Source organism: Anabaena sp. 54, assembly GCF_017355725.1.
GTDB classification, from domain to species: Bacteria; Cyanobacteriota; Cyanobacteriia; order Cyanobacteriales; family Nostocaceae; genus Dolichospermum; species Dolichospermum heterosporum.
The window spans coordinates 171,395-194,710 of the sequence record NZ_JAAVWA010000007.1; the positions used below are offsets into that span (position 1 = coordinate 171,395).

At 40.1% G+C, this 23,316-nt stretch carries 14 protein-coding genes, 2 tRNA genes, 3 rRNA genes and 2 pseudogenes; 11 read left to right on the plus strand and 10 right to left on the minus strand.

Features of this window, described 5'->3' with window-relative positions:
* Positions 1 to 429 precede the first annotated feature (429 nt).
* Positions 430 to 1,029 carry a Uma2 family endonuclease gene (locus HEQ36_RS10505; protein ID WP_174763373.1) on the plus strand — a complete coding sequence of 200 codons (600 nt, stop codon included), beginning with the start codon at positions 430 to 432 and terminating at the stop codon, positions 1,027 to 1,029.
* 148 nt (positions 1,030 to 1,177) lie between these two features.
* Entirely contained in the window at positions 1,178 to 1,318 is a 141-nt protein-coding gene (locus tag HEQ36_RS10510) for a hypothetical protein (protein WP_160289959.1), read from the plus strand.
* 248 nt (positions 1,319 to 1,566) lie between these two features.
* Here HEQ36_RS10510 and HEQ36_RS10515 read toward each other — a convergent pair whose 3' ends face one another.
* The gene (locus HEQ36_RS10515; RefSeq protein ID WP_168636903.1) at positions 1,567 to 3,099 is read right to left on the minus strand and encodes a GMC oxidoreductase; all 1,533 of its coding nucleotides are present in this window, start codon (positions 3,097 to 3,099) and stop codon (positions 1,567 to 1,569) included.
* Positions 3,100 to 3,556: 457 nt separating this feature from the next.
* On the opposite strand from HEQ36_RS10515, the gene HEQ36_RS10520 reads away from it, so the two are divergent.
* Both HEQ36_RS10520 and HEQ36_RS10525 read left to right on the plus strand, forming a co-directional pair.
* Positions 3,557 to 4,900 (plus strand): histidine phosphatase family protein, encoded by a 1,344-nt coding sequence (locus tag HEQ36_RS10520; protein ID WP_168636902.1) that lies wholly within the window; start codon positions 3,557 to 3,559, stop codon positions 4,898 to 4,900.
* A gap of 238 nt (positions 4,901 to 5,138) precedes the next feature.
* Positions 5,139 to 6,011, plus strand: coding sequence for a DUF5895 domain-containing protein (locus tag HEQ36_RS10525; RefSeq protein WP_168636901.1), 873 nt, complete (start codon positions 5,139 to 5,141; stop codon positions 6,009 to 6,011).
* An 89-nt stretch (positions 6,012 to 6,100) separates the two neighbouring features.
* Here HEQ36_RS10525 and HEQ36_RS10530 read toward each other — a convergent pair whose 3' ends face one another.
* From HEQ36_RS10530 to glyQ, 3 genes are all read right to left on the minus strand, one after another.
* On the minus strand, positions 6,101 to 7,327 hold the full coding sequence (locus tag HEQ36_RS10530) for a murein transglycosylase A (protein WP_168636900.1): 1,227 nt from the start codon (positions 7,325 to 7,327) through the stop codon (positions 6,101 to 6,103).
* Between the two features lie 2 nt (positions 7,328 to 7,329).
* Complete coding sequence (locus HEQ36_RS10535) at positions 7,330 to 7,578, minus strand: hypothetical protein (RefSeq protein WP_027401636.1); 249 nt, start codon at positions 7,576 to 7,578, stop codon at positions 7,330 to 7,332.
* A 703-nt stretch (positions 7,579 to 8,281) separates the two neighbouring features.
* On the minus strand, positions 8,282 to 9,163 hold the full coding sequence (glyQ, locus tag HEQ36_RS10540; RefSeq protein WP_053539358.1) for a glycine--tRNA ligase subunit alpha: 882 nt from the start codon (positions 9,161 to 9,163) through the stop codon (positions 8,282 to 8,284).
* Positions 9,164 to 9,476: 313 nt separating this feature from the next.
* Between glyQ and HEQ36_RS10545 the strand changes: the two genes are divergently transcribed.
* From HEQ36_RS10545 to HEQ36_RS10570, 6 genes are all read left to right on the plus strand, one after another.
* Positions 9,477 to 10,963: ribosomal RNA gene (locus HEQ36_RS10545) — 16S ribosomal RNA — on the plus strand.
* A gap of 124 nt (positions 10,964 to 11,087) precedes the next feature.
* Positions 11,088 to 11,161 (plus strand) — tRNA-Ile (locus HEQ36_RS10550).
* Between the two features lie 81 nt (positions 11,162 to 11,242).
* A tRNA-Ala gene (locus tag HEQ36_RS10555) sits at positions 11,243 to 11,315 on the plus strand.
* A gap of 156 nt (positions 11,316 to 11,471) precedes the next feature.
* Positions 11,472 to 14,296 (plus strand): 23S ribosomal RNA (locus tag HEQ36_RS10560).
* A gap of 131 nt (positions 14,297 to 14,427) precedes the next feature.
* Positions 14,428 to 14,545 (plus strand): 5S ribosomal RNA (gene rrf / locus HEQ36_RS10565).
* The 16S, 23S and 5S rRNA genes sit together here with 2 tRNA genes alongside, the layout of an rRNA operon.
* Before the next feature lie 165 nt (positions 14,546 to 14,710).
* Positions 14,711 to 15,577 carry a nuclease-related domain-containing protein gene (locus HEQ36_RS10570; protein ID WP_168636899.1) on the plus strand — a complete coding sequence of 289 codons (867 nt, stop codon included), beginning with the start codon at positions 14,711 to 14,713 and terminating at the stop codon, positions 15,575 to 15,577.
* Between the two features lie 645 nt (positions 15,578 to 16,222).
* Here HEQ36_RS10570 and HEQ36_RS26005 read toward each other — a convergent pair.
* The 4 genes and pseudogenes from HEQ36_RS26005 to HEQ36_RS10595 form a co-directional block, all read right to left on the minus strand.
* Positions 16,223 to 17,418 (minus strand): annotated as a pseudogene (locus tag HEQ36_RS26005) (ISAzo13 family transposase).
* A 167-nt stretch (positions 17,419 to 17,585) separates the two neighbouring features.
* Positions 17,586 to 17,837, minus strand: a complete 252-nt coding sequence (locus HEQ36_RS10585) for a GIY-YIG nuclease family protein (RefSeq protein ID WP_338422775.1) — start codon at positions 17,835 to 17,837, stop codon at positions 17,586 to 17,588.
* A gap of 284 nt (positions 17,838 to 18,121) precedes the next feature.
* Entirely contained in the window at positions 18,122 to 18,946 is an 825-nt protein-coding gene (gene larE / locus HEQ36_RS10590) for an ATP-dependent sacrificial sulfur transferase LarE (protein WP_190382966.1), read from the minus strand.
* A 311-nt stretch (positions 18,947 to 19,257) separates the two neighbouring features.
* Entirely contained in the window at positions 19,258 to 19,455 is a 198-nt protein-coding gene (locus tag HEQ36_RS10595; protein ID WP_290707627.1) for a hypothetical protein, read from the minus strand.
* Between the two features lie 204 nt (positions 19,456 to 19,659).
* On the opposite strand from HEQ36_RS10595, the gene HEQ36_RS10600 reads away from it, so the two are divergent.
* The gene (locus HEQ36_RS10600; RefSeq protein ID WP_290602942.1) at positions 19,660 to 20,646 is read left to right on the plus strand and encodes an ISH3 family transposase; all 987 of its coding nucleotides are present in this window, start codon (positions 19,660 to 19,662) and stop codon (positions 20,644 to 20,646) included.
* A 206-nt stretch (positions 20,647 to 20,852) separates the two neighbouring features.
* On the opposite strand, the gene chrA is transcribed toward HEQ36_RS10600, so the two are convergent.
* Positions 20,853 to 22,070, minus strand: a complete 1,218-nt coding sequence (gene chrA, locus HEQ36_RS10605; RefSeq protein WP_168636896.1) for a chromate efflux transporter — start codon at positions 22,068 to 22,070, stop codon at positions 20,853 to 20,855.
* 301 nt (positions 22,071 to 22,371) lie between these two features.
* Positions 22,372 to 22,884 (minus strand): annotated as a pseudogene (locus HEQ36_RS10610) (ISAs1 family transposase); the annotation flags it as partial.
* Positions 22,885 to 23,316: the final 432 nt, after the last annotated feature.

Genomic DNA, 23,316 nt, shown 5'->3' on the forward strand with positions numbered 1-23,316 from the left:
GTCAGTACGGCTTGCTTGATTACTCTTGCAAGCCCAGTCCCTTTAGGGCTGGGTTACTGACCTTATAATGAGAGTTATTTTAGTCAACAGATGATAAGATTACTCATTGACCAATTTAACACAGTATGTCACGAATCAGCAGAAAATTGATATTAATGCAGAAATTTCTAAATATATCAATAGTTTAATTGTTAAGGAGTATATCAACGAGTACAATAGAATTAGTGCATAAATAGTGAAATCGGCGGTTAGAAACCGCATCTACACAAACAAAACCTGCCTTCGCAGGTTAAAGACCTTAATTTAATCTTAATCCGCGCAGGCGGACTTTGTTTGTATAGCCGCGTTGGCGGAGCGTGGCGAAGCCATATTCTATTCGCCAGGGCTGTATAATTATTGATATTAGTTTCATCTGTGGAGTTAAATCTAATGACACAAGCTGCAATCACAAATTTAGAATTAATTCAACCTTTAGCTAATCATCAGGCTTTGACAGATGAGCAATTTATGTTATTGCAGGAAAATGATAATCTTTATGAATATGTGGACGGAGAGCTAATTATAGTGGCAAATTCAGGTGTAGAACATGGCTACTTAGCTCTAACTCTTGGATATTTTTTAACAGGTTTTGTGCGTGATCATAAACTCGGTATAACTTGTGATTCTAGCACTGCTTTTAAAATGAAAACTGGTAACAAAAGATCACCCGATCTGGCTTTTATTTCTAAGGAAAGGTTACAAGGTTTAAAACGATTACCCAAAGGTTTTTTTGATGGCGCTCCTGATTTAGCTGTAGAAATTATTTCTCCTAATAATACTTTTGAAGAAATTCATAATAAATTAGTAGAGTATTTTGAAAACGGAACTCGTTTAGCATGGGTAATTTTGCCAGATGAAGAATGTGTATTAGTTTATCGCAAACCTAAGCCATCACAGCTTTTGCAATTGGAAGATAGTCTTAATGGAGAAGATGTTATTCCTAATTTTAGTCTGCCTTTGATAGAGTTATTTCAAGAATTATCTTTTTAGATTAAGTAGGTGAACACAATAAAACCAATCTGTGTAAAGAAAAGTAAAATCGCCCAAACCCTCTTCACTCTTGCATGAGTGCCTCTTGCCTTGCCATAACGACAGATTACCACAACACTTTTTTTATCATACACTTTTAAAAGTTGACTTGTCTAATTATGGATACGCTAGACATTTCAAATTCTTAAAACAATCAAAAATATTATTAACTCAAATTGCTAGTTATCTAGTTAAGGCTGATACTTCGACTATGGCTACGCTACGCAAGCGATCGCCAATAGGTAATTAAGTAGGTTGGCGTTGAAAATTGTCGTTATGGCAATGCAAAAGGCAAGAGGCAAGAGTGAAGAGGGTTTAGGCGATTTTACATTTCTTTACACAGTTTGGTTTTATTGTGTTCACCTACTTAGTGATAAAATCCCTATTTTCATCCTGTACATCCTTTAATCCTGGACATCCTGATTCTGAGAAAAAATGCTTACCGCGACCTGTAGGGGTTTCCCCGCCCTTAATTATATTCCATCCCCACCACAAATACTATATCCTTGTCAATAAATGTTCTCCCACCCGCAAAGCATTAGCAATAATAGTTAATGAAGGATTTACCGCAGCACTAGAAGGAAAAAAGCTGCCATCAACAACATAAAGATTATCAACATCATGAGTCCGACAATTGATATCCAAAACCGAAGTATTGGGATCTTCCCCAAACCGACAAGTACCACATTGATGAGTCACTTCTCTTAAACTCATTTTTTGAGGAATATGTAAAGTTCCCGGTGATTGAAATACAGAAATTGATTGTAAAACCTGAATCCATTGCTGAATTAATTTATTAAAAGCCCTTTGATTATTATGAGTATATTCCAGGAAAACCTGCCCATTTCTACTCAAAACCCTATTATTAAAATCTGGTAAATCCTCTGTGATTACTAACCAAGATAGGGAATGATTCGCTATAGCCTCAGCTATAAAATTAGGCATCAAAGGCGGACCATAAGCAAGTATTTTATCCTTATTTGCCCCACCCAGTAATTGCACACTCCCCATAGGATAAGCAAAATCTTGATTTCCCCAATAAAAATCAGTAAAAGCCAAAGTTTTCGGAAAAATTGTATTATTCAACTTGGTATTTAAAGTCATGACCACAGCAAAATTATGTGTCATGTAATTGCGTCCCACAAGATGAGAACTATTAGCTAATCCATTGGGGTGTTGCTCATTAGCAGATTTCAGTAACAGCAATGCCGAATTAACTGCACCACAAGCTAATACCACAATATCCCCAGAAAATATCTGCCGTTGATTTCCTATTTCTACTTCCACTCCAGTCACTTCTCGACCCGATGGGCTAGTATGTAAACATACTACCTTTGCTTCAGTTATTAATGTGATATTTGCATAAGTCATTGCTGGACGAACACAATTGATATCCGCATCAGCTTTACCATCAATTAAACAGGGAAAACCATCACAAGTATGACAACGAATACAAGCACTTAAACTCCGATTTACCTCATTGAGTTTGATAGCAAGTGGTTGATAAAAAGGATGAAAACCTTGATATTTTAAAGAATCATGGACTTCTTGAATATAAGGTTCATGACTCAATGGTGAAAAAGGATATTCTTGATTAATCTGCGGTTCAGTAGGGTCAAGACCTCGTTTACCATGTACATCATAAAGTTTTTCGGCTTCGTCATAGTAGGGAGCAAAATCTTGATATTTTAATGGCCATTCTGGAGAAATCCCATCTTCATGAATAACCTTTTCAAAATCTCGTTCACGCAATCTAAACAAAGTCCCACCATAAAATTTAGTATTACCACCCACATAATAATGTGTGAGAGGTTTGATAGCTTTCCCGTGTTTGTCATACCATAGTTCACTAGTCCGATAGCGTTCTTTCCGAGAAACTTCTTGAGTATCCCAATTAGCTTTTTCTTTAGGTAAAAAATTACCTTGTTCTAAAACTAAAATTTTCTTGCCACTGGATGCTAATTTGTAGGCTAAAGTTCCACCTCCAGCACCAGTACCAACGATGATAAAGTCGTAATGATTGACAGGCATTGTTTACAAAAAGAGGGAACAGGGAATAGGGAATAGGGAATAGGGAATAGGGAACAGGGAATAGGGAATAGGGAACAGGGAATAGATAAGAAACTAAAGTTTCAGAGTTTAAATCTCAGTCAAAAAAGGATGTTTTTTGAGATGCGTAGCACAAAAAAATAGTGTCATTATTTCAATCTCATGTTTCTAAACATGAGTTTTTTCTGTTCCCTATTGATTCCTGTTCCTTCTGAATATTTTTTGCTCTAGAACCGGAGGCAAATACAGCTATTCTAGTTCCACCTATTCAACTAGTTAAAATAGATGAATTATGTTGTTTAAAATTACAGCTTAGTTATTAATTTAGGCTGTATTAATTATTAAGTCTGTATTTTAAAGATCATCAACAAGGAGAGCGATCGCCCGGGCGGAACATTTTGTAGTAAAATTAGGGCTTTGCATAGAGGAAACAAAAAAAATGACCCGTGTGATCATCGTGCGTCATGGTCAAAGTACCTACAATATAGAAAAACGTATTCAAGGGCGTACTGATGCCTCATCTTTAACCGCCAAAGGTCAAAATGATGCCAGTCAAGCTGGTATTGCCCTCAGTAGTATTTCCTTTCAAGCTATTTATAGTAGTCCCCTCCAGCGAGCTAAATCCACAGCGGAAATTATCCGCAGTCAATTGGCTACACAATCTGCTGTCATTCAAATTGATGAACAGTTGGTAGAAGTTGATTTACCCTTATGGGTAGGAATGACTACAAGTGAAGTCCAAGAAAAGTTTACTGAAGATTACCGCACCTGGAAAAAACATCCCCACGAGTTTCGCATGGTTTTAGATGAACCTTCAGGAACTAAAGAACATTTCCCAGTTCTGGTTTTATACGCCCAAGCCCAGCAATTTTGGCAAGATATTCTCCCCCAACACCAAGGGGAAACTATCCTGATTGTGGGTCATAATGGCATCAATCGTGCCTTAATTAGCACCGCGTTGGGAATTTCCCCCAGTCGTTACCATTGTTTACAACAGTCTAACTGCGGTATTAGTATTTTGAATTTTGCCGGTGGTTTAGGCGAACCTGTGCAGTTAGAATCTATGAATCAAACCCAACATCTGGGTGAAACTTTCCCTTCTCTACGTCCTGGTCACAAAGGTGTAAGATTATTATTAGTCCGTCATGGGGAAACGGAATGGAATCGTCAAGGTAAATTTCAAGGACAAATTGATATTCCCCTCAATGATAATGGTAGAAACCAAGCTGCAAAAGCCGCAGAATTTCTCAAAGACGTAAATATTGATTTTGCTGTTAGCAGTACCATGTCCCGTCCCAAGGAAACAGCGGAAATTATCTTAAAATATCATGCTAGTTTGAAATTAGAACTATTTGCTGGTTTAAGAGAAATTAGTCATGGACTTTGGGAAGGCAAATTTGAATCGGAAATTGAGCAAGAATTTCCTGGTGAATTAGAAAGTTGGCGCACAATCCCCGCCAATGTGCAAATGCCACAAGGAGAAAATTTAACACAGGTAAAAGAACGCAGTGTTGCTGATTGGAATACTATAGTCGAAAATGCCCAAACCCAGCAACTACAACTAGGATTAGTCGTCGCCCATGATGCCACTAATAAAACATTACTATGCCATATTCTGGGTTTATCTAACGAGAATTTCTGGAACTTCCGTCAAGGTAATGGTGCTGTGAGTGTCATTGATTATCCTGATGGGATTCAAGGTTATCCAGTTCTGCAAGCGATGAATATTACTGGCCATTTAAGTAATGGTGTTCTTGATAAAACTGCGGCTGGTGCATTGTAGTTGAGATAAGTTGTTAGGGTAATTGATGAATTGCCCTAATATCAAATAGAGTAGGAGATTAAGAATAATTGAACGCAGATAAACGCAGATAAACGCAGATAAGAAGGGATGAATTAATGGATTTAAACGGAAATTGTTACAATCTAATTCACAAAGTGCCTGATACCGGAGATAGATGGTACAAAATATGGTACAAACGATAGACTTATTAAATTAAACACACTGATATTCTAAAATCATGAAAGCATCTGCTAAATTCGACTTTGAAGACGAAAAGTTCAACGCCCCACCGTCCCAAGTGATTCCCTGGGGTTTAATGATCAATCCTCGGTATGGTACAGATGGTTTACAAAGCTATGGTTTAGCGATTAGCCGCGATAATGCTCAATCCGTTGGATTTCAGCTAGATGATAATTGGCAACAGGTGGAACATGAATTTAGTTCTGGAGAAGTAGAAACAATATTTATTACTACTACTCCTAGATTAGTAATAGTGCGTCGTGGTCCGTTGTCGGTACAAGATCGGGAAACCAAGATTAGATTAGGTACATACAAAGATTACAAAGAAGAGTTTTTAGCTGATAAACTTAAATTTAAAATTTATACTCGCCATTTGATTTTTTTAGTCGGTGAAGATAAAAAGTTTTTGCATCAATCACCTCTGCAATTAACTCTGAGTGGTTCACCCGGCGCTAGTTTTGGGAAAAATTACGCTGAATATCAACAAGGGCGAATTACTGGCGGTTTTGCCGGGGAATTGGAAAAAGCTTATGCTGGTTTTCAAAAGAAACCACTAACTCCTAAAGGTCCTTTATTCCATGCTCATGGGATTTTTTGCCCTATAATTGAACCTGAAGAAAGAGGAATAGAACCGAATATTGCTTTGGTGGCTTCAACTGTAGATTATAAACATCCCACGATTTCCACTTTAACAGATTATATGATTGCTTCAGACTCTCCTGAGTCGGAAATTATTTGTAAGGCTTTTGAAGAATACAAAGAATTTGGTAAGGAAGTAATTAAACCAGAGGCTTCTAAGGTAGAAACGTCTGGTGTTACCAATTCTTATGTATATGCGGATGACGATGAATTTAGTTATCCACCTTATTAGGGACTGGGGACTGGGGGAGAAACTTCTTTCTTCTGTCTTCTCTTACTCCTGACAAAGGGCGCAAGCCCTGCGCCCCTACTTACTGACTCCTATTCTTTTAATAGTAAATAGAATAGTGAACCGTTGCCGCCAGAAATACCAGCGCGATCGCCTGCTAATTGACCAGAACCCATGAAATAATCAACTCTTCCTGGGCCTTTAATTGCACTACCTGTGTCTTGATCTAAGACAAAACGGTTAACTAGACGAGATTCCAGTTTGCCACCATTAGTAGGATAAGGAAATGAATTGATAATTAGGGCTAATGCACCTGGTGGCATGAGAGATTTATCTGTAGCAATGGAACGTTCCGCAGTGACAGGAACAAGAATACTACCCGTCGCTGGTGTACCGTTAGTTTCTGCAAAGAAAACAAATCTTTCCCAACGGGGTAAATAATTACTTAACTCCTTGGGATTTTGGCGAAAATAAGTAATTAACTTAGGCATGGTTAAACCACTCAGTGGCAGTTTCCCATCTTTTGCTAGTTCTTTACCGATAGAAGTCCAAGCATAATCAGTTCCTCCAGCATAACCAACAGATGTTCTTTGCCCATTAGTTAATTTAATTTGGGCAGAACCTTGGATCTGAACCATGTATGGATCTAGACGATTACTAAACCAGACAATTTCTAACCCTCGTAACTTGCTTTTATCCCCCAGCAACCCATTTTTGCCTTCCAAATCAATCCGTTTAGGATGGGGTTTTGTCCATTTCTGGAAATCTGGCGGCAGACTATAAAGAGGATACTTATATACAGCAGTTCTAACTCGGCTGGCAACATACACAGGCTCGTAATAAGCTGTAAACTTAACAGTTCCCTTGCCATCGTTGCCTACAGACTGGTAAAAGACAAACTCTCGCCGCACAGCAGCTTGTAGTTCAGCCGCCGACTGAGAACTCACAACCAATTGCCGAAAGCGTAGCAAACTCCGCTGCACCCGATTGAGGGTAATTTCCTTAATTGGGTAATTTTGATAGGCTGTAACAGCTTTATTAGTTGCCAAATAGCGCAAACTGTTATCTATGGAGGTCAGCAATGCTTGTTTATCACCCTGTTTACCCCAAAGTTGTTCATCTAAACCTAAGCAATTCTGGGGGGTACAAACAGTTTCTAAATTAATAGGTTCGAGGGCTGGTACTACTACAGGTGGTATTTCCGGGGTCACTGGTATCGTGACTGGCTGCGAATTAGGAGCTTGAGCTACAACTGAGGAAAGTGGATTTATAAAGGCAATTCCCAGACTTAAGGCAAGCAAAGTAAGGTTTTTTCTCATGTTTATCTTTCAATACTAGAATTAAAAACAGGTTCTACCCGAATTCCTGCAATCTTGGACGGACGCACCACTAGATATTCGCCTTGAATATTCTTAATCGGTACGTTAATAAACTCATTTGAATCCTGCTTTGGAGTTAATACGCCGCTATACCATTTTTGAAATTCTGGAAAGGTAGAAAAACGCACTTCTTCCCGATGTCCATTGTCTAACAGCAAAAAGACAGCATATTCGTTAGGAGTTCTAGGCATAAATTTACACTACTAAAAATACATCTTCTCCATTGTTAACCACGTCGCACCATAATGAAAAGAATTATCTAGTGGCCTGTCAATTTTGTTTTTGTGTTTAATCGGTTCTCAAATCAAAGATTCCCAAAATTGGATACAGACAATTTTAAGCTTGACAGACCACTAGTCTCTTATAAGGTAAATCAACGGCTTTACCACCCAAAACCATTGCACTGACAAGGGGACATTCAGGAACACCTAATAAACGAGCTTGCGATCGCCCAATTTTCTTACGAACTTGTCACCATCCCCAAGGAATTGCCGTAAACAGCAAACCCAAAATATAACTAAGACAGATAATTATTCCACTCGTCTGCATCATAAATCAAAATAAATGCCAAAGCACCAAGCCTAGGAATCCGGTTTGATTCCTGATAGCGGAGCGCGGCGTTAGCCATATTTTTCTACTTAGGAAGGCAAGAGGCAAAACGATTCCAGAATATTAAGGTGTACCGAGTTTTGTTCAAAAATCAAATAGGAGTCCTATGTATATCAAAGGTATTGAAAAAAATCTGAATAAAAATCCGATTGCTTAAGGGAACACCAAAAAATAAATTACCCAATTTTGTGGGATGGGCATCCTGCCCGTCCTTGATGATTAGCGGGCAAGATGCCCGCACCACAAGAGATTTTTGGGTATTTTTTTAATTGGAAGTCCCTAAGATTAATCTTCTAAAGTATTCATCAAAAGTGGAAAACCTAACTTTTCCCTTTGCTCAACATATAAATGAGCCACCTTCCTCGCCAAATGCCGAATCCTAGTAATGTAACGAGTCCGTTCCGTCACAGAAATTACCCCTCTAGCATCAAGCAAATTAAAAGCATGAGAACACTTAATCACATAATCCAAACTAGGTAAAACCAATCCTCGTTCCGTTAATTGTGTAGCCTCTTGCTCATATAAACCAAACAGCGTCAGCAACATCTCAGGATTCGACGCTTCAAAATTATAAGTACACTGTTCAATCTCACCCTGAAGATGAACATCACCATAAGTAATGTTATCAGTCCACTGAATCTTAGTAATTGCCTCCACTTGCTGAAGGTACATCACCAATCGCTCCAAACCATAAGTGATCTCAATAGACACAGGACGGCAATCAATACCACCACATTGCTGGAAATATGTAAATTGAGTAATTTCCATCCCATCTAACCACACTTCCCAGCCAGTACCCCAAGCCCCCACCGTCGCATCTTCCCAATTATCCTCCACAAACCGAATATCGTGGTCTTCAGGACAAATCCCTAACGCCCGTAAAGAATCCAGATAAATTTCCTGAATATCATCCGGTGACGGCTTAATCAAGACTTGATATTGATAATAATGCTGAAACCGATTCGGATTTTCGCCGTAACGTCCATCAGTCGGACGACGACAAGGTTCAACATAAGCCACAGACCAAGGTTCAGGTCCCAAAGCCCTCAAAAAAGTATGGGGATTCTTAGTACCCGCGCCCTTCTCCATATCATAGGGCTGGGCAATCAAGCACCCATGCTGTTCCCAAAACTGATGCAATATCGCTATTACTGACTGAAAATTCACTATCTACTCTTCCTTGAGTCAACAATGCCTAACCTATTGTGGACTAAACCCAGCATTATGAGCAGTTTTCAGGCAAATAAAAAACAAGCCGAAAAAAGTTTGCTAAAGTAGTTGACAAACCAAAGTAGATTGGATATATTAAATAAGTGCCGAACAGAGCAGCCAAAAAGAGGCAACACTGAACAGCACACCGAACCTTGAAAATATTATAGTTTGAAAGCCAGAATACAACAAGTACCCTGCGTCAGAGAAAGAAAATAACCTGACCGTGGTTGTAAAAACGGTTAAGAAAGAGCTTTATAACAGACGAACCAAAATGGAGAGTTTGATCCTGGCTCAGGATGAACGCTGGCGGTATGCTTAACACATGCAAGTCGAACGGTCTTTTCGGAGATAGTGGCGGACGGGTGAGTAACGCGTAAGAATCTACCTTCAGGTTGGGGACAACCACTGGAAACGGTGGCTAATACCCAATGTGCCGAGAGGTGAAAGGCTTGCTGCCTGAAGAAGAGCTTGCGTCTGATTAGCTAGTTGGTGGGGTAAGAGCCTACCAAGGCGACGATCAGTAGCTGGTCTGAGAGGATGATCAGCCACACTGGGACTGAGACACGGCCCAGACTCCTACGGGAGGCAGCAGTGGGGAATTTTCCGCAATGGGCGAAAGCCTGACGGAGCAATACCGCGTGAGGGAGGAAGGCTCTTGGGTTGTAAACCTCTTTTCTCAGGGAAGAACAGAATGACGGTACCTGAGGAATAAGCATCGGCTAACTCCGTGCCAGCAGCCGCGGTAATACGGAGGATGCAAGCGTTATCCGGAATGATTGGGCGTAAAGGGTCCGCAGGTGGCATTGTAAGTCTGCTGTTAAAGAGTTTGGCTCAACCAAATAAAAGCAGTGGAAACTACAAAGCTAGAGTGTGGTCGGGGCAGAGGGAATTCCTGGTGTAGCGGTGAAATGCGTAGATATCAGGAAGAACACCGGTGGCGAAGGCGCTCTGCTAGGCCAAGACTGACACTGAGGGACGAAAGCTAGGGGAGCGAATGGGATTAGATACCCCAGTAGTCCTAGCCGTAAACGATGGATACTAGGCGTAGCTCGTATCGACCCGAGCTGTGCCGTAGCTAACGCGTTAAGTATCCCGCCTGGGGAGTACGCAGGCAACTGTGAAACTCAAAGGAATTGACGGGGGCCCGCACAAGCGGTGGAGTATGTGGTTTAATTCGATGCAACGCGAAGAACCTTACCAAGGCTTGACATGTCACGAATTCCGTTGAAAGATGGAAGTGCCTTCGGGAGCGTGAACACAGGTGGTGCATGGCTGTCGTCAGCTCGTGTCGTGAGATGTTGGGTTAAGTCCCGCAACGAGCGCAACCCTCGTTTTTAGTTGCCAGCATTAAGTTGGGCACTCTAGAGAGACTGCCGGTGACAAACCGGAGGAAGGTGGGGATGACGTCAAGTCAGCATGCCCCTTACGTCTTGGGCTACACACGTACTACAATGCTACGGACAAAGGGCAGCTACACAGCGATGTGATGCGAATCTCATAAACCGTAGCTCAGTTCAGATCGAAGGCTGCAACTCGCCTTCGTGAAGGAGGAATCGCTAGTAATTGCAGGTCAGCATACTGCAGTGAATTCGTTCCCGGGCCTTGTACACACCGCCCGTCACACCATGGAAGTTGGTCACGCCCGAAGTCGTTACCCCAACCGCAAGGAGGGGGATGCCTAAGGTAGGACTGATGACTGGGGTGAAGTCGTAACAAGGTAGCCGTACCGGAAGGTGTGGCTGGATCACCTCCTTTTAGGGAGACCTAATCCATTTAGAACTCGAAAGCAATGCAAATTGTGAATAGAAACTAAATTGGTCTAACCTAGGTCGGTCGCAGACTTGAAGTAAAGCTTTCAAACTATGGTTTGGTTCGATAAGGGCTATTAGCTCAGGTGGTTAGAGCGCACCCCTGATAAGGGTGAGGTCCCTGGTTCGAGTCCAGGATGGCCCACCTGAAGGAAGTCAAAAATCAAAAGTCAAAAGTCAAAATTAAATATTTTTGAAGCATGACTAGAAATTTTGAGTTCTTTTTGGGGGTTTAGCTCAGTTGGTAGAGCGCCTGCTTTGCAAGCAGGATGTCAGCGGTTCGAGTCCGCTAACCTCCACATTTGGAAAAAGAACAGCAACTGAAACTATTGATAATAGTTTTTGACTGCTGGGTTAAATTCCAGCCAGAACCTTGAAAACTGCATAAGAGAAAGAGAAAAAGCAGGCAGACACAGACATTGAGATGGATGTGAAAGCAAACAAGCAGAAAATGTGGTCAAGCTAATAAGGGCTAATGGTGGATACCTAGGCACACAGAGGCGAAGAAGGACGTGGTTACCGACGAAATGTTCCGGGGAGTTGGAAGCAAACTAAGAGCCGGAAATGTCCGAATGGGGCAACCCTATGTACTACCTGTTGAATATATAGACAGGAAAGAGCCAACCCAGCGAACTGAAACATCTTAGTAGCTGGAGGAAGAGAAATCAAACTAGAGATTCCCTAAGTAGTGGTGAGCGAAAGGGGAAGAGCCTAAACCAAGGGATTTATCCTTTGGGGTCGTGGGACAGCGATATCGAATCTAGAGACTAGACGAAACAGCTAAATACTGTACCAGAGGGGGTGAAAGTCCCGTAGTTGAAAGTCAAAGGATAGTAGCTGAATCCCGAGTAGCATGGAGCACGAGGAATTCCATGTGAATCAGCGAGGACCACCTCGTAAGGCTAAATACTACTGTGTGACCGATAGTGAACAAGTACCGCGAGGGAAAGGTGAAAAGAACCCCGGAAGGGGAGTGAAATAGAACATGAAACCATAAGCTTACAAGCAGTGGGAGTCCGATTTAACGGATGACCGCGTGCCTGTTGAAGAATGAGCCGGCGACTTATAGGCACTGGTAGGTTAAAGCGAGAATGCTGGAGCCAAAGGGAAACCGAGTCTGAAGAGGGCGAAGATCAGTGTTTATAGACCCGAACCCTGGTGATCTAACCATGTCCAGGATGAAGCTTGGGTAACACCAAGTGGAGGTCCGAACCGACCGATGTTGAAAAATCGGCGGATGAGGTGTGGTTAGGGGTGAAATACCAATCGAACCAGGAGCTAGCTGGTTCTCCCCGAAATGTGTTGAGGCGCAGCGGTTGTGATTAAATCTGGGGGGTAAAGCACTGTTTCGGTGCGGGCTGGGAGACCGGTACCAAATCGAGACAAACTCAGAATACCCAGAGAACACACAGCCAGTGAGACAGTGGGGGATAAGCTTCATTGTCAAGAGGGAAACAGCCCAGACCACCAGCTAAGGTCCCCAAATCATCACTAAGTGATAAAGGAGGTGAGATTGCCTAGACAACTAGGAGGTTTGCCTAGAAGCAGCCACCCTTGAAAGAGTGCGTAATAGCTCACTAGTCAAGCGATCTTGCGCCGAAAATGAACGGGGCTAAGTGATGTACCGAAGCTGTGGGATTACTAATCATAATCGGTAGGGGAGCGTTCCGTCGTAGGTAGAAGCAGTAGCGGCGAGCAGCTGTGGACGAAACGGAAGTGAGAATGTCGGCTTGAGTAGCGCAAATGTATGTGAGAATCATACACCCCGAAACCCTAAGGGTTCCAGAGCCAGGTTCGTCCACTCTGGGTTAGTCGGGACCTAAGGCGAGGCCGAACGGCGTAGTCGATGGACAAAGTGTCAATAGTCACTTACTGTTCTGTGGGAGCATAGATAGGGACGCATGAAAGATAGCCATACCCTGATTGGTTTGGGAGGAGTTTACGAACTCTGCGTGGTGAAGGATAGTGCCAAGAAAAGCTGTCTATGTGATGAAGATAGAACACCCGTACCCGAAACCGACACAGGTAGGGAGGTTGAGAATACCAAGGGGCGCGAGATAACTCTCTCTAAGGAACTCGGCAAAATGGCCCCGTAACTTCGGAAGAAGGGGTGCCCACCTAAGAAGTGGGTCGCAGTGAAGAGATCCAAGCGACTGTTTACCAAAAACACAGGTCTCCGCCAACTCGCAAGAGGACGTATGGGGGCTGACGCCTGCCCAGTGCCGGAAGGTTAAGGAAGCTGGTCAGCGAAAGTGAAGCTGGCGACCGAAGCCCCGGTGAACGGCGGCCGTAACTATAACGGTCCTAAGGTAGCGAAATTCCTTGTCGGGTAAGTTCCGACCCGCACGAAAGGCGTAACGATTTGGATGGTGTCTCAGAGAGAGACTCGGCGAAATAGGAATGTCTGTGAAGATACGGACTGCCTGCACCTGGACAGAAAGACCCTATGAAGCTTTACTGTAGCCTGGAATTGTGTTCGGGCTTCGCTTGCGCAGGATAGGTGGGAAGCGGTGAGTTATTCCTTTTGGGGAATAAGGAGCTAACGGTGAGATACCACTCTGGCGAAGCTAGAATTCTAACCCACGACCGTAAGCCGGTCGGGGAACAGTTTCAGGTGGGCAGTTTGACTGGGGCGGTCGCCTCCTAAAAGGTAACGGAGGCGCGCAAAGGTTCCCTCAGCACGCTTGGAAACCGTGCGAAGAGTGTAAAGGCAGAAGGGAGCTTGACTGCAAGACCGACAAGTCGAGCAGGTACGAAAGTAGGCCTTAGTGATCCGACGGCGCAGAGTGGAATGGCCGTCGCTCAACGGATAAAAGTTACTCTAGGGATAACAGGCTGATCTCCCCCAAGAGTCCACATCGACGGGGAGGTTTGGCACCTCGATGTCGGCTCATCGCAACCTGGGGCGGAAGTACGTCCCAAGGGTTGGGCTGTTCGCCCATTAAAGCGGTACGTGAGCTGGGTTCAGAACGTCGTGAGACAGTTCGGTCCATATCCGGTGCAGGCGCAAGAGTATTGAGAGGAGTCCTCCTTAGTACGAGAGGACCGGGAGGAACGCACCGCTGGTGTACCAGTTATTGTACCAACAGTAAACGCTGGGTAGCCAAGTGCGGAGAGGATAACCGCTGAAAGCATCTAAGTGGGAAGCCCACCTCAAGATGAGTACTCTCACTACAAAAAGTAGGTAAGGTCACGGGCAGAACACCCGTTAATAGGCTCTAAGTGGAAGTACAGTAATGTATGAAGCTGAGGGGTACTAATAGACCGAGGGCTTGACCTCTATTCAATTTGTTATTGTGATTTCTCTTTCTCAAATGCAGTCTTCAGGGCTTCTGTAAGAGGCAGGGGAGCAGGGAGCAAGGGAGACAAAGATTCTTCTTTCCCCCCGCACCCTGCCCCCCTCCAGTCTTTCCTGGTGTCTATGGCGCGGTGGAACCACACTGATCCCTTCCCGAACTCAGAGGTGAAACGCTGCTGCGGCGACGATAGTTTGGGGGTAGCCCCACGTGAAAATAGCTCGATGCCAGGTCTATTATTTAATACAACAATGCCTCCTCTATTTATTTAGTGGAGGTTTTGTTTTTTGCTAGATATGATATAGTTGATACAACTATCACTGTAGTTTTTTATGGCACAAGTTTTTCCTTGATTAGAACAAATTCATCAATTACGCCCGAAACCTACTGAGGGTGAGTTGCATTTACTTAAATTTTTATCGGAAAATTTGGATAATAATTATGAAATATATTTTCAACCTTTTCTGAATGGAGATCGTCCAGATATCATTCTTATGCGTCCCGATGCGGGAGTGATGATTTTTGAAGTAAAAGACTGGAATTTAGGTAGTTATGACATCAATGATAAAAAACATTGGTTTGTTACTCAAGATCATAAAAAATGGTCAAGAATAAAATCTCCTATTGATCAAGTTCTCAGCTATAAGCAAAATCTTTATGATTTGCATATTGAAAATTCTAACCCTTGGGGAGTAGTAAGCTGTGCTATCTATTTTCATTGTGAAAATTATGATAAGGTTGATAATTTCTTAACTGGTAAATTTCAAGACGATGAAAACGAAAGATATCGAAGATTTCTTAGTCATTTAGTTATTTTAGGTAAAGATTCACTCAATAGAAATTCATTAAATCAATTTTTACGTAAACATTATCTACATAGACAGTCAAGATTTTTTAATGATACTCTTTACAAAAGCTTTAAACGTCATTTACAACCTCCATATCATTCAAGAGAGGAAGGAAAACCTATAGAATATACCTCTAAACAACAAGAACTAATTAATAGTCCAGTAAAACAACGAAAAATAAAAGGTGTAGCAGGTTCAGGAAAAACTTGTATTTTAGCAAAAAGGGCTGTAAATGCTTTAAAAATAATATCCAGTTCTGTTTCATCAAGTCCAGATAATCATCCTAATATTCTGATATTAACATATAATATAACGCTTAAAAATTATATACACGACAAAATTAGTCAAGTGCGTGAAGATTTTTCTTGGGGTTGTTTTTATATAAAAAATTATCATGATTTCATCACTCGACAATAATTTTACTACAGATGAACTAATATATACAGCCATTACTAGATGTCGTCGTAATCTTTTTATTCTTGATTTAGATCAATCACGGTATCTGGAATTTTTTAAATCTTTTAATCATTCTGTAATAAGATAGCAAGAAATATCTAATAATTTGTGAATACTCAAATACTCAATTTAAAAGAGGGTTTAAGTTCATCTGTTAATGATTTTATTCTCTATCACAACAGTTAAAATAGAGGAAGATTTGTATATAATTATTTGTAAATATTAGTAAATTACGTATCATATATTAGTTTAAAATAATACTAATATATATTTGTTGTTTGCTATTGTCCTCGTCCTGGTTTGCAGTCTGCGAAACCTAATGCTTCGGTATCTAGGAAACTAGCGATTCTCTTTCAGAGACACTAAGTAGGTTGGCGTTGAAAATTGTCGTTATGGCAAGGCAAAAGGCAAGAGGCAAGAGGCAAGAGGCAAGAGTGAAGAGGGTTTGGGCGATTTTACGTTTCTTTACACAGTTTGGTTTTATTGTGTTCACCTACTTACGTGAACGCCATTTCAATAATAGCTTCTACTGGATAGTCAATTTCAGCAGCACGGGCAATTAAAGCTGCTTTGATTTTTTCTGGTAAGGAATGTGGATTAAATAACTTACAATTCTAAATGTTGTTGTGGTTTAGCAGTATAGTTCCACTGTGGCAAAAAATCATCAAAGAAAATCTCCATTGTTTCTTTAAAACCCTCAGCAACTTTCTTACCGGTTTGGTAGGCTTTATCAATGATGGTCGTAAAAACCTGTAACCCTTTCTGAGTAGTAGCTTTTGCCATCAGTTTAGCTACAGTGTTAACACTGTCGAAAATAACACCTTTACAAGCCCGACTTAGATGTGGAAACAGCCGATGCTCAATCGGATTGTACTTAGATGTATAAGGAGGATAGTGAGCAATGCGAATTTCAATTCCAATTTCATTCACCAAAGCTTGTAATGCTTCTTTGAATACATAGTAACGAGAACTGTTGCTACCACCACCATCACATAACAGTAGTATAGAGGTAGCCAATTGGTAGCGGTTTTTGCCATAATTATTCCACCAATAACGGATTGAATCACAGGCAAATTCGCTGGTGTCATGGCTAGTACCAATTTGTATAAAACCAATGTTATCCTTTAAATCATATAACCCATGTGGAATTGCTATTCCTGTTGCCAAAGATGGAAAGTCGTGGTCTAATACCTTGATTGGAGCATCAGTATAAATACTTCCTTCTCTATATAAATTGCCAATTAACTCTTTTTTTTACTGTCCATACTAATCACTGGGTTACCCTCAGCAAAATACTGGGTTTTAAGGCTTTCAATCTTCTCAAACTGCTCATTACGATTTTCGCTACTTCCACACGCAATCATTTTCACTGCTTTGCGTTTACGAAATTTATGTTCCCAGAGTAATTGGTCTACAACTGTAACACTGATATTTATGCCTTTTTCGGCTAATAAGTCTGCTATTTGTTGACGAGTTAAGTTTGTCCATTTAATATCCTCGTCCATTGGCGAACCTGCTGTGTGTGTTTCTATTACCGTCAGGAATGCTTCATTGATTCCAGGTATCGTTAACAGTGCTTTTTTTCTTCCTCCTCCTGGACGGCGAATTCTTGGACTGCTGGTTTTACTCGGCTGTTCCAGATCCTCCATCCCTCTATTGATTGTTCTGTAGTTACATCCCAACAATTTACTTATGTATCCAATCCCCCCGTACCCAAGCTTTTTTGCTTCAATCGCTGCATACCGCCTACGGTCTTTCTCCGATAGAGATTCATAGTAATCTTGCATCTGCTTTTCTAGCATTGGAGAGTAGATTTCTATCACGATATTGTTCCCTAATACCTACTTCTTTAGTCTACTATACCCCTGTCACAACTTCTGCATTTTATTTAATCCACATTCCTAAGCGTTCTAAGATAATTTTAGCGTCAGTAGCGGAAAGTTGCTCTAAAAGTTCTACTTGCATAATGTTACTGCTCACTTGGTATTTGAACGTTGTAAGGAGGTTCAGTAGCTCTGAGAATAATTGCTTCTAATTCCAATAATAGCCCAGGATTTTCCCAATGAGAAATTGCTTGTACTGCAATACGCACATCTTCGTCTCTATATTTATCTAGCCATGCCCATAAAAAAGCTTTGTGACCTCCACTGAAACGACTACGTAGATTTTGTGCTTTACCAATGTAAAGTAATCCTTCCGTTTTGTGTCTAATAGCGTAGATACCAGGACTTCGAGTATGTTATCAAACCTGCGGTTTAAGGGTTGACATTGCTCAAAGGAAGTAAAAGCTATTGCATCTAATATTACTTGAGCCTGAATTTTTAGATCAGATTCTTTTGCGGACATAAAAACAATCAGGGTAATTCCATAAGAATTATTCCACAGTTTAACGTTAGTCACGAAAAGAAAAAATGATAAAATCTTGTTTCAATTATCTTCAGTTTTTAGGGAATATGTGAGAAATTCTTCTAAAGTTGACAATCATCAAGTTTAGAAGAATCAGCCCTAGTTTGTTAATGCAATTTGAGGTAAAACCTGATTTAATTTACCACTACGATAGCCTTCTAAGTCTAAGGTGACATAGATAAATCCCCAGTTTTGAAATGCGGATACTAAAGTTGGTAAATCTGTAGTTGAGACAAAATCTTTAATTTTATCCGGTGATAATTCAATTCTGGCTGTATCACCTTCAGAACGGACTCGTAAATTTTGCCAACCTAAATTTCGTAAATAAATTTCGGCTCTACCGACTCGCTGTAATTTGGCAATGGTAATTTCTTCACCGTAGGGAAAGCGCGAACTTAAACAGGGTTGAGCGGGTTTGTCCCACCAAGGTAAACCTAATTGTTGGGAAATTTGCCGAACTTCGGCTTTGGTAACACCGATTTCTGCTAAAGGCGATCGCGCACCCCTTTCTTTTGCAGCTTGAATTCCGGGACGATAATCATGTAAATCATCGGCATTTACACCATCTACTACATAAGGATAACCCAACTCTAAGGCCAAGGGTTTGAGGGTGTCGTGTAATTCACTTTTGCAAAAATAACAACGATTGACTGGATTAGATGTGTAATTGGGATTGTCCATTTCCTGTGTTTGGACAACTTTATGAGAAATTCCGATGGTTGCGGCTTGAATTTTCGCGTCTTCTAATTCTTCTGGTAATAGAGAAGGAGAAACCGCAGTTACAGCCAATGCGCGATCGCCTAACACATCATAAGCAATCTTAGCCACCAATGTACTGTCAACTCCTCCCGAATAGGCTATTAAAGCCTGATCCATTTCTATAAATAACTCTTTTAACTGCTCTAGTTTTTCTGTCCAACTCATTCTACTAAAACCCCATAACGCCTAATCACTTCTATTTTAGTCATCGATTATTGACTTCATCATTTTCGGTTCTTCCGTACCTGTTATGCCAGATATGAGTTTATTTACCCCATAACCCATATAAATAAAGGGTTTCATTGTTTTTAATACCAAATTTGTAGTTATTCACTCCCCCCCCCTCTAAAATTATCGAAACCCTTGATCTCTCGTTAAAGATAGGGGGGGAGTGTGAACAGTTACCAGAAATTTCTCCCATGAAAATACCATTTTTACCAAAACGCCGTACATTTTTCAACCGATTTGCTCAATATTCATTGCTCAGTAAACCAAAAAGTTTTTCCCAAAGAGCGATTTTTACGGAATGCTAACGCTATTGCTACAGACGAAGCAGGCATCAACAACAAAATACGATAGACATTTATGTGATATAAAATACTAAATACATAAGAAATAGTTATAGTAATTTGCACTGGGTCAAAATATGAAATGATGAATGTAGTGTGTAGCATATTGGTTGAAAAAATTGACTGTTTCATCTCTAACAAAAGCCACGCAGGGCGAATCTACAGAAGAACTCGTTTTAACCGACTCAGAAACCCAAGACGCAGGTTATTCAGTGTTTAGTAGAAAATTTTTCGATTGAAACGCAAGGAGCCTGTGACCAACAAACTTTATTCGAGATTCTGGTTAAAGCAGCCAGCACTGGAGACAGTATTGAAAACACAGCTAAATTGTTAAAAAATATTCCGACAGCTAATGATATTAGATATCATCTCAATAAAATTAATAATTTTGAGGAATTAGAAGCGCAAATAAATCAAGCATTAAAAAGTCGAATTCCTTTAGGATTAAAAAAGGGGTGTTTAAAAATAGCGATTGATTTAAATTTAATTTGTTATTATGGTAAACCAACACCGTCAGAATTACCCTACATATATCGAAGTGAAGCTAAATCTGGTACTAATTCATTTTACGCCTATGCCACTTTATACGTTATTAGTAATAATAAGCGTGTAACTCTGGCAATAAGAGGTGTTCGCCAATTAGATACTAGTGTGGCTTTAATTACTTATTTATTAGCAGAACTTGAACCCCTCAAAATAAATGTAAAAAAACTCTACTTGGATAGAGGATTTTTTAATACTCCTGTAATTAGATGGTTACAGGCATTAGATATCCCCTTTCTTATGCCTGCTATCAAGACTGGAAAAAAAGGAGGAATCAAACAATTTCTCAAGGGTAAAAAAAGTTATAAAACTACCTATACCATTACAAGAGACAAAGATGATTTCGTCACATTTGATTTATGGATTGTCTGTAAATATAGAAAGGGAAAGCATAAAAAGCATGGAGTTCAATACTTTGTTTATCTTGCTTATAAGGTCAAAACAAATTTAAATTATATCTATCAAGATTATCGAAAAAGATTTGGCATTGAAACTAGTTATCGTCTGAAAAATATTTGTCGAATTAAGACGAATAACAAAAATCCAGTTTTGAGATTACTATTCATTGGAATATCCTTTCTTCTAGTTAATATCTGGGTGAATCTACTATGGCTCAAAATCAGCCGTAAAAGGAAGGGTAGTCGATTAATTTATCGCACACTTTTCACACTCAAACAGATGTTAGCTTTTTTATCTCAAGCCCTACAGAGGAAATATCAAGTCGTTGAAAGCATTTATATTCCATCCGGTTAGCGTCAAGAAATTATTACCCAGCCAATCATAAGTAATTGTTATCTATATGATATCTACTGGTTAGAACACTGGGAATTAAAAAGTATTTTATATTACTGATTGTTTGATGATAGCATCAGTGTTTTATAGGAATCGCTTTTTGGGAAAAACTTTTTGGTTTACTGTTGCTGGGATTGTTTGCTCTATCTACACCCATAACAGGTATTTTATTTGATATAACCTAAAGCCATAGCACCATAACCAATTAAACTACTACCTAAAACTAGCCAAGCAGCATTGATGCGGTAGCGAGTAATCAAAACTGTGGAGATGAGTGCGATCGCTATCCCCAAAATATCTACATAGGGTGGTTTTGCTATTTTTAAAGTAGCTATTCCCAGTTGCAAGGCAGCTACTACCATCAGTGCTACAGCACTGGCATTCACAGCATCTAAAAATGATCTTGTCCAAGCAGAACTGCGTAAACGGGGAATAATCGGATTTAAGGCAGCAACGAAGAGAAAAGATGGTAGGAAAATACCAATGGTTGCTACTATCGCACCAGGTACACCAGCTAAGACATAACCGATAAAGGTGGCCGTAGACAGCACTGGACCAGGGGTAAATTGACCAATAGCGATCGCATCTAGTAACTGCTGTTGTGTTAACCAGCCATATTCTTGAACTAATCCCCCTTGCAAAAATGCAATTAACACATAGCCACCACCAAACAAAACACTACCAACTTTCAGAAAAAACCAACCTAATTGCCATAAAGGAATAGATGTACCTGCCATAGCACTAATTGTAGATGTTGTCTGTAAAGTTGCGCCTGTAGTTAAGACAGCAATCAATAAGTTAGGTTTATTTCCTGGTGGTTTGTCTTGATTTCTAGGATGTAACCAAATCATACCTAGTAATCCCCCAAACAATAAGGCAATTACTTCATTCACTTGCCGAATTAATATCAATAGTCCTACAGCTATAGCAATAATCAGTAATTGATGGTTTTTAACCGCTTTTTTTGCTAACCCCCAGAGGGCATTGACAATAACCGCTAAAACAGCAGGTTTGATACCATAAAGTAAAGGTGCAATTTGAGGTAGACTACCATAATTAACATAAATCCAGGCAAATATACCTGTTATTAAAACCGCAGGTAATATAAAACAAACACCTGAGACAATCAACCCTGCCCATCCTGCATAAATATATCCCACATGAATTGCCATTTCAGTGGAATTGGGACCAGGAATCAAATTGGTTGCACCTAATAAATCGAGAAAATGGTCTTGTGTCAACCACCGACGACGCTTCACCACTTCATCTTCAATCATGGCAATATGGGCAACTGGTCCACCAAAGCCAATAACACCTAGTTTAAAAAAGAGTGTAGCTATTTCACCCAACCGACTAAATAATAAGTTGTACTGCCTAACTTGCATAATCTATACTCCGCAAGGGGGTCAGGGGAAACGCATCTAAATTATCTTGATAAAATACTATATTAGTGCATCAATATGGAAAAATATGTCATTTCATTCAAAATCTGATAAATTCCTTTATTAGTATCCTAAAAATTTAATAAATTTAGAGTAATTATTTATTTTTGATGATGGATTTATTTTGTTAAGTTCTATATATTAATAGCTATATTTTTTGACATCAAAAATCTAGATTCTATTGTAGAATCAACAGAAAAATAAATTGTTTATATTTATGTTTGTCTATATTTTATGATTTTTATCAGATACATTCTAAAATCTTTTCTAAATATTCATCATCCCATCCTGCACAAAAACGCTTACTTTTAGTTCCTAGTTTTTGGCTTTTTTCTTTTCCTAAAAGATTAACTGCTATATGACGGAGAACTGCAAAGTTTTGTGGTGCGTTATCCTTTCTTATCCGACAATCATCTTCTCTAAAAGCTACATCCAAAACCCAATGTAATGAGTTTTCTATACCCCAATGACTGTGGACTGATTGTCCTAATAATTCGGCATTATTCGTCAAGCTACTAATATAATAACGGGTTTTAAATTGAGTTTTTCCATTGAGTTGTCGTATATATTCTACCATTCCTACACTTTGAAGATTTAGCCATTTATTGTCTGGATCTATTCTTTATTTTATGTCTGATAGCATGAGATAATGACGGATTTCTTCTCCTCCATGCTCGTCTTCTTTTGTGCTGAATTCACTATATTTGAATCCCTCAAATCCTTTGTTTATAGCCTCTTTGAATGCTCTCAACTCTTGTGTCTTCTAAATCTTTAAAGTGATCTGCGATTGTGATTTTTGGTGGTAACTTCATTTCTAGATTTTCTCTCCTTGTTTTCAACGTTCCATATGGCTAACGCCACGCAACGCTTACGCAATGACATTGTGTAATTAATTCTGTCTCACTACTTATCCCACTCTGACCGAAGAGGGATAAATAAATTGGGATTTATTGGTTCATACATTAAATTGGTATTTTGTCAATAAAATTTAGACGTATTTCCGCTAAAACAACGCACACCTAGTGGAAAGGGAGTAGAGAAAGTGGGTTACTTACAGCGAATTAGTTAAATTGATGTATGGTGCTGATAATTTCAGGAGAGTGTAGTAGTTCGTCAAATTTATTTTGACGGGTAATGATCGGAAAAAACTTCTGTTCTTCCCTCCCCTACCTCCCCTACCTCCCCTACC

What these genes read in the sequence shown, in the direction of transcription:
- HEQ36_RS10505 (WP_174763373.1), top strand. Translation starts at nt 430, where the DNA reads ATGACACAAGCTGCAATCACAAATTTAGAATTAATTCAACCTTTAGCT.
- HEQ36_RS10515 (WP_168636903.1), bottom strand. Translation starts at nt 3,099, where the DNA reads ATGCCTGTCAATCATTACGACTTTATCATCGTTGGTACTGGTGCTGGA.
- HEQ36_RS10520 (WP_168636902.1), top strand. Translation starts at nt 3,557, where the DNA reads ATGACCCGTGTGATCATCGTGCGTCATGGTCAAAGTACCTACAATATA.
- HEQ36_RS10525 (WP_168636901.1), top strand. Translation starts at nt 5,139, where the DNA reads ATGAAAGCATCTGCTAAATTCGACTTTGAAGACGAAAAGTTCAACGCC.
- HEQ36_RS10530 (WP_168636900.1), bottom strand. Translation starts at nt 7,327, where the DNA reads ATGAGAAAAAACCTTACTTTGCTTGCCTTAAGTCTGGGAATTGCCTTT.
- HEQ36_RS10535 (WP_027401636.1), bottom strand. Translation starts at nt 7,578, where the DNA reads ATGCCTAGAACTCCTAACGAATATGCTGTCTTTTTGCTGTTAGACAAT.
- larE (WP_190382966.1), bottom strand. Translation starts at nt 18,946, where the DNA reads ATGAGTTGGACAGAAAAACTAGAGCAGTTAAAAGAGTTATTTATAGAA.
- HEQ36_RS10595 (WP_290707627.1), bottom strand. Translation starts at nt 19,455, where the DNA reads ATGCTACACACTACATTCATCATTTCATATTTTGACCCAGTGCAAATT.
- chrA (WP_168636896.1), bottom strand. Translation starts at nt 22,070, where the DNA reads ATGCAAGTTAGGCAGTACAACTTATTATTTAGTCGGTTGGGTGAAATA.